Origin of the sequence: Bacteroides sp. D22, from assembly GCF_000163675.1 — a bacterium.
Classification (GTDB): Bacteria; Bacteroidota; Bacteroidia; order Bacteroidales; family Bacteroidaceae; genus Bacteroides; species Bacteroides xylanisolvens.
The window spans coordinates 47,595-55,379 of the sequence record NZ_GG774819.1; the positions used below are offsets into that span (position 1 = coordinate 47,595).

A 7,785-nucleotide genomic window follows, 5' to 3' on the forward strand; every position below is an offset into this window, starting at 1 on the left:
CGTGGATGATCCGCCGGCACTGTCGGTTTCGTCGGTACAACCGCCCAGTGCTGCGAAACCGGCGCAGAGCAAGGCAAGGCGGGCGGGGGCTGCGCACCGGTAGAAAGAACGGACGAATAAGTGTTTGATGTATCTCATTGTTATCTTGTTTTAGTAGGATTTACGACTTGGAATCAACTCTTTTCCACGATTTCCGTTCCCCCGTCCTCCCATTGCACGTCGTTCTGCACGGTACTGTGGGTCACCACGGGCTTGCCGTCCACCGAGCCCGAGCCGCCGTTGCTCCAGTTGGGGGTACTTTCATTTTCGGCATACGTGATGACCACGCTGCCGGTGACGGTACCCGTTCCGGCATCGCCCCATGTGGGGTGTGAGGTGGCAGTGACGGTAAGTTTCTGTTTCTCTATTAGAAAAGTATAGCTGACGTAAGCCCCGAATTCCCATTTATTCATCGAGGGTAGCGTCTGGTTACTCAATGTCACCGTCTGCACAGGTGTATCGCCACTGCTGGCCGTTCCGGCGGTAGTATAGGTGATACTGAACTTATGGTCGCTTTCATTTATCCTGGCGGCGGGTAGGAGGAAGAAGTCGGCAAGCAGCTTTTTCTCGTCTTTCACGGCCGGTACGGCGAATGGGAGAGTGGCCGAAGGAGATACGGTAATCATCTCTATAGGGTTTATATAGCTCCAGCTGGCATACTTATTATAAGACGGCGTAGGGTCACGGAATATCAGTGTGGCTTTCTTGGTGGCCTGCATGGAGAAAACGGTCACCTGCTTCCCTTGTACGTTATCGCCGCTTTTCACGTATGCGGACACTCTTGTCAGGGCATGACTCATGTGGAGGCTCACTTTGCCGTTGTTCGTTCCGTAGGTCAGGTTCATCGACGGTGGGATAGAGACAAGTAAGTCCGTCTGGTCATTATCCTTGGCGGACACGATGTAATCGAGGATGGGATAACCTTTATCCGTTGCTGGACGGAAGGATGGGTTACTGCCGATTGCCTCCTTTACATACGGGGCGTAGGCGAAGAAAGTGAGCTTGTCGCCCGGGTTGTTGGGCCAGTACTTCACCGGGCTGTAGGTCCACGGCGAGGAGGCATTGCTTCGTTTTACTTCCTGGTTGTACATGAAGTTCGGCTTTTCGCTTATCGTCAGGTCATTGCTGCCGGTGTAGTAGGCAAAGATGCCCATAGACAGGAGATTGCCGGTGGCAAGCGCTCCGCTTCGCGTCTGTGTATCCTCCACCGTGGTGGAGAAATCGATGGAACGGTCTCCCAACGGCATGTCCGGGACATTGTCGTCCGCACCGCATGCAGCGAGCAGCGTCAGGAGAAAGACGGAGACTCCGGCGCGTATCCCGTTTTTGTGAATGAATAGCCGTCCGGCTTTTATCGTTCGATTCTTCATATTTCTTCTTTCTTCATTTTCTTTGGTGACCGGGAAGGGACATTCAACCCTGCCCGGTCTGATGTGCCGGCTTTGGTTGCCGGAATCAGCGTTTGATTATTCTACTGTTGCTTCCGTTTTGATATCCTCCCATGGAGTGACCGTAGCATCACTAATCTCAATCTTATGCAGATTGATTTTCAGAGTATACAAATAAGACTCCTTACGTTTCATGTGTCCTGCCGGTAGCTCGATGAAAGCTTCCCCATGGCTGGCAATGAATTTGCCGGCATTAGTCGCATCTTTGGACACGATATCGTAATGGAAACCTATCTTGATGTCTCCTTTGGCACAACCCTTGTTTTGGGTTAGATCTGTGCCGCTCTTTTCTCCTACCGGAATGAGATAAAGGTACTCTTTATCCTTGAAAAGCGGAACGGCCTTCTCTGCTGTCCCTTGTGACGCTTTTGTGATTCGGATACCTTGTGTACGTGCGTCATGTCCTGCGGCGGGGGTGGATATATCGATACCCGGACTTTCCAGGTTCAGCATCTTGTCGAGACTGAAGTCTGCCTGGGCAATAGTGGCATCCGCCTCATAGTTCCAGTGAAGTTCAGACCATTTGGCACTGGTGTAGAATTTGGAATTCGCATTAACGGGCGATGCCGGGTCTATCAGCGAAAGATTACTGCCGTCAGCACTGTGGTCCGTACCTACAATCCACATGTGGGTGATATAAACGAAACTGTTCGTACCGTCCATACCATCGAAGTCACCGGCTCCCAACTGTGCGCGGAAGGAGATACGCGAGAGCGTATGCTCGAAGGTAAAGCTGATCTTGCCTCCATTTTCGGCCGTATACGTTTTGTCACGCTGGTCGGCAACCACAAGATCCACCATCTTGTCGAGTTTGTCCGTTGTTTTGAGCTTAAACTTGATGTAGGGGATACCCGGAGCAGTGGCTGCCGAGGTGATTACTCCTGATTTGCTGCCGTTCTGCCAGTCGCTCTCATAAGGTGCATAAGCGAAGAAAGAAATTTTGTCATTCTGTCTGTTCGGCCAGTATTTCACCGGAGAGTACGTCCAGACATTGTTGGTTCCGTCAAACTTTACCATCTGGTTGTGCATGAAGCTGGGGGTTACCGTGGTCTTTACAGTTTCAAAGTTATCTTGTCCCGTAAAGTAGGCCATGATGCCGAATCCACCATATTTATTGGCATCTGTCGGATCATCCTTCATACTTTCCGTAGTCATGTCCACACCTCTGGTTGGTACTCCCGTGTACACACCGAATCCCACCTGCGGGTGAGCGTCCGGACTGATTTCTGTCACTTCATTCTGCGAGCAGCCTGCTATCGTCAGTGCCGCAAGCGATAACATCATAGCGTTAATCGTTTTCATTGTTTCTTAGCTTTAGTTTTTCATTGTTTATATATTAATAAATTTATTGCACATTCATCTTTATAGAGTCAATTGATGGGAATATCCGTATTGATTTCGTTCCCCCATCCGTCTACGTCCACATCAAAGCCGGAACCGGCTCCTCCTTCTGGTTTTACGTCCGGCACTTTTTCAGTACTGGCTTCCAGAATAAGCGTGACGCTCCCTGTTCCGTCGTCGTTTTCCGTTATTTTTACGTTGGTACAATCCCCTTCAAATTCAGTTTTTCCATCCACCAGTAATGCATCCAGATGCAGGTTGTTGTTATCAATAACGTTGAGACCGAATATTTCAAACTCACAACTCAACGTACCGTTGAAAGGAGAACCGGGCGAGAATTCCGGATTTGACGGTGTGAACTCCTGCGTCACCGTGTTGGCGGATGTTTTTCCTGTTGCAAGGAAAATAGATTCTGCCACTCCGCCCAAGCGGCAGGTTGCTGAACGTATGTTGTTCAGTCCTTCTATATGAAGCACGGCGGACACTTCGCGGGTCAGCTTTTTCGGAACGAAATGAAGGTGGTAAAGTCCGTCCGGCGTCTCTTCCGACGAGCGTGAAGGAGCCGTCCGCCCGTAGGTGGTCTGGCTATAATTTCCCAGCATATCTTCCGTAACAGTGAAACCTTTCAGCGTGGCTGCCGCCAATTCATCGGGGGAGGAAATGATTGTGCGTGTTTCCACACGTGTCTTTTTGTCCACACGCGTCTCCACTTTGCGGGCGTATGCTTCCAGTGTCTCATAACTGTTGCCACGGAAAGCAATGTTGCTGAAATCGTTGAACGAACGGTTGAAGACAATGATGTCATACACTCCCATCGGCAGGCGTACTGCGTCGCCCGAACGGTCACCCATCATGAAGATTTTCGGTTCGCCGCCATTCCGCGGATAGAACACGACTGTGGCACCGTATTTTTGCTCTTTGTCGTCCAATCCCGAATCATTCCAGTCGGCAGTTAGGGTAATCTCCGATACTTCATAGTAGGTCAGGTCACGACGCTCGCAGGAGACAAGCAGGATGGAAACACATAAGAGACAGAAGAACAGTAGCTGTCCGCTGCTTGTTATTAACCACTTATCACTCATTTTATACCTCCTTTCCTCACTTTACGGTTCAACAGCCAGACGAGAGAGAGCTTGGCTTTTGTAGGGCCGAACCAGGTGTATTTGCCATTCTCCTGCCAGAGCAAGGTCTGGTAGTTGTCCCGTGCATGGTAATGCCGGTAATCGGTACGTAGCATACCAATACCTATATTGAATTCCAAGTGCAGATTGCGTGCAATCCGTGTTGCCCAGCCGTAACTGATGCCTGCAGCAATAAAGAATTCTCCTTGATAACCGTTCTCTTTCCACTGAAGGTCGTATTTACCTCCTCCGGCATATAACCCGAAGAAATGCCCGGTCAGCACTTCGCTATTCTCGCGCTTCTGATGGCTTCCCAACCAGTAGCGGCCTTCCAGACCGCCCATAAGGATTTGCATGGAGTACTTGTCGCCGTCGAACAGCCACCACGGGAACATATATTCACCATTTATGGACCAACGTTTGCCGATGGGGACTTCTATTTCTATATTCGGCATCATGGCGACGTCGAACAGAAGATTCGTTTTCAAGGCAAATAGCGGGCGTTTATTTTTTGCAAGCTGTTCCTGCTGTCGGACTTGCTCCATAGTTCGCCTTGTTTCTTCTGTCAAGGGATTCGGCAGATTATGCGCATACGGTTCTTGCCGTTGGTATTCCGGCTTTACACAGACAGGCTCGGGTAGAGCCGGCAGGGTGTCGGCATATAATTTGACCGTACAGATGGAAGCATTGCGCAAATAGCGTAATATCTTTTGGCGGATGTAATGGTAGGGAATACCATTATCCAGTTTTTTCAACTGCGCCTTGCGCTTTTCCGTTTCCGGTGTGCAATCAATGATTTGCAACACTTCTTTTTGTTTGGGCAGGTTCGCGTCTTCTGCTATCATACGGCGTAATTCCTGCCAGTTTTCACCTTGCGGACACGGAAGGATACGGCACTTGTCGAGGTGGGGATATTTCCATATCAGGTAATTCCTCACCGCATGAGAACGCCGCATTGCCAGGCGGTTGTTGTAGGATGGAACACCTTCGGGCGAAGCGAAAGACAGTATGTATATTGAATCTATCCGTGCGGTCGGAATACTGTCCGAGAAAAGTTCATCTAAACGGCGTAATGTGCGTCCATTGTCCATATAGCCACTGTCTACCAAAGCTTTGTCAAAGCGGAAATAAAGCAAGGCAGGCTTGACAGAAATTTCTTCGGTATGCTCCTTCTGTGCAAAGATATCAGCAGAAAGGGATAATAGTAAACCGAAAAGAAAAGCGAGGCGTTTTAAATATGTAGGTTTATTTTTCATAAGTTGATGTGTGTCATTTTTATGTGTACTATACGGTTACCAGTCGGATATTTTGATTCCTGTCAGAAGCATCCGCGTAACCTGGTTGAGCACGCCTGTCTTTTGAGCGACTTGCATATTCTGCAAATAGAGGGATTCGGGAGTAGGGCGGATACAATAAATAGGTTCGCCCAATGCTTCAAGTATATCTAATAAGGAAAGGTCGTTCAAGGAGCGGCACAATACGTAGGATGATATTATGTTTGCTTCACAGTTCGGTAACAATCGTATAATATGTCCTTCCTCTAATTTATGGAACAGATTTTCCCATTCTTCCTCTGTAAACCGGAAGTTGGCTGAACGGAAGTAGATACCTGTAGAAATATCATGCAGGATTGCTATTGCTGCTTGTGTGGCTTGTGTTAACATACTTTGCGTTTTAATTTATCTGTTACTTACCAAGTAACGGCTGTTGTTCATAATTAAGCAGCGGTGAAAAGCGTTTTTTCGTAGGCTTGATTTATAATAGAAAGACTTTTCTGGCGGGAAAAGTGCATGAAAGAATGTTTCATTTTGGAGTACAGAAATGAACTGGGGGCGTATGCCCTTAAGAAGCATAGTCGTGATAATATGTTGTTTTGTCAGGTTTTGTGTCAGTATATAGTTCTTTAATATTGAAAATAAAAGAAGATTTTACAATATATATTTGGATATATGAAGAAATATTCACTACTTTGCATCGTAAAACGTCCGTTACTTGGTAAGTAATAGTTTCTCTTCTAATCTGTTGTTATTTGGTCGTTTACGCTACTATCTTTTCTTTAGAACGTTTTACAACCGACATTATCAGTTCATCATTTGCGGCATCTACCTTTTCATTTTCGAAAGGTTTCAGATAAGTTTCTGTTACCTTGATGGACGAGTGTCCCAGGGCTTTGCTTATAATACCGATGGGAATGCCTGAGTAAAAGGCTAGTGTTGCCCAGGTGTGTCGTGCGGTGTACGAACTGATATTAGTGCCGGGGAGCAGCAATGCGGCCATTTTGGCTAGCTTGCGGTTGAATGTGCGTAAAGCCTGACGATAATTCTCGTATAGTTTCTTTTCGTTTTCTGTTGTTTCGTCAAGAATAGGAAAGAGATAACCGGAATCAGTTTTCTTGTTCCGGCATTTCTCAAACAGAGCAGTTGCTTCATGCGGAATGCGTACTACCATTTTCTTTCCGGTTTTGTGACGGCAGTAGGTGATACAGTGTTCCTTTAGGTCTTGTTTGCGCAGGTAGGCCATATCAATGAATGGCATTCCACGGAAAAGAAACATCAACAGAAAATAAGCGAGTACATTTTGTACGTCTTCGGGCAATTTTTCAAAATCTGTGCGCAGTAATGTATTCATTTGCTCTTCTGTAAGCGACCGTTTGGACTGTGCCTCCACCTTTGTATATACACTATCAAACAGTCTGGCATCATAAGTCAGGCGCTTTGCTTCCACGAGCCTGTTGTAAACCGCTTTGAGCACTCGCATATAGGTGGAAACCGTGTTCCAGCTTGCATTTCTGCTTCGCAGCCATGCTTCGTACTCTTTCAGCTTGCCTGCCGTAAAAACGTCCGTTACCAGCATTTCTTCTGTGCCCTGTCCGCCGGAAAACTTCGTGAAAGAGTTTAGCGTGGCATTATAAGTATGTACTGCCGGGCGTTTCTTGTCTGCCGTCAACCTTTCAATGACCGACTTCATGTATGGTGACAGATGCACCATCTCAACATTCTTTTCTTCTTTATCCATAAATTTAAATTTTAATTTCCGCATCCCGCGGTCTTTTTTGAAACAGACCTACTGGGGAAATGTTTATGGATGCAAGATAAAGAATTTTATGGGCGAAGAAAACAAAAGATGTTTCAACTAGTTCCATTTGTAAGCACTCATTGTATGGCTGTGCCTTTCTCTTTCCTCTCTAGGGGGTATAGAGAATCTCTTCATCAAAAAAATTATTATTCTTTATTATTGTTGATAGGTAATAGTGACATATAATTTGTTTCTCCTGCCGTTAATTTAGTTAAAATCTCCGCTATATATTTCACCGGCCGTAATCCATTCATCTTACATGTTTCAATAATCGAGTATAGCATAGAAGCATTCTTTGCCCCTAGTTCAGAACCGCAAAACAGATAATTCTTCCGTCCCATGCAAATGGGTTTCATCATCCTCTCGGCCGGATTATTATCTATTTCCGCCTTTCCATTTTGCACATAACGCGATACTGCTTCCCATTCATTGACAGCATATCTGACCGCTTTTAGAAAAAGGTTGGCTGTATCCCCGCGGGTTTGCTCAAAAACAGGTTTTATCATCTGCCATATTTCTGCCAATATAGGAATTGCCCTCTTCTGACGTTCCATCCTGCGTTCATCTTCGGAGAGAAGATTAATTCTGCAATCCGCCTCCACCCAGTATAGGTTTGATATCAGGTTAATTATGTCTGCAGACCGATGGTCGGTCTGTAATGCATCGACAAACTTTCGCCTGACGTGTGCCATACATCCGTACCGTGTTATTGAGGAATCTTCCCGTTCAAACATTTTATAGACATTGTAGCCGTCGGTGGT

General features: G+C 46.7%; 7 protein-coding genes. All 7 read right to left on the minus strand.

Going from position 1 to position 7,785, the window contains the following annotated elements:
• Positions 1-173: 173 nt before the first annotated feature.
• Complete coding sequence (locus tag HMPREF0106_RS28470; RefSeq protein WP_373167141.1) at positions 174-938, minus strand: hypothetical protein; 765 nt, start codon at positions 936-938, stop codon at positions 174-176.
• A 567-nt stretch (positions 939-1,505) separates the two neighbouring features.
• Complete coding sequence (locus HMPREF0106_RS04840) at positions 1,506-2,789, minus strand: fimbrillin family protein (protein WP_008021867.1); 1,284 nt, start codon at positions 2,787-2,789, stop codon at positions 1,506-1,508.
• A gap of 68 nt (positions 2,790-2,857) precedes the next feature.
• Entirely contained in the window at positions 2,858-3,910 is a 1,053-nt protein-coding gene (locus tag HMPREF0106_RS04835) for a DUF5119 domain-containing protein (protein WP_009040838.1), read from the minus strand.
• The gene (locus tag HMPREF0106_RS04830) at positions 3,907-5,205 is read right to left on the minus strand and encodes a DUF3575 domain-containing protein (protein ID WP_009040839.1); all 1,299 of its coding nucleotides are present in this window, start codon (positions 5,203-5,205) and stop codon (positions 3,907-3,909) included. The genes HMPREF0106_RS04835 and HMPREF0106_RS04830 overlap by 4 nt, the downstream gene beginning before the upstream one ends.
• A 36-nt stretch (positions 5,206-5,241) precedes the next feature.
• Entirely contained in the window at positions 5,242-5,613 is a 372-nt protein-coding gene (locus HMPREF0106_RS04825; protein WP_004314687.1) for a hypothetical protein, read from the minus strand.
• Positions 5,614-5,986: 373 nt separating this feature from the next.
• Complete coding sequence (locus HMPREF0106_RS04820; RefSeq protein ID WP_009040840.1) at positions 5,987-6,988, minus strand: tyrosine-type recombinase/integrase; 1,002 nt, start codon at positions 6,986-6,988, stop codon at positions 5,987-5,989.
• A 182-nt stretch (positions 6,989-7,170) separates the two neighbouring features.
• Positions 7,171-7,785: IS66 family transposase (locus tag HMPREF0106_RS04815; RefSeq protein WP_009040841.1), on the minus strand; the 615-nt coding region annotated here is incomplete at its 5' end.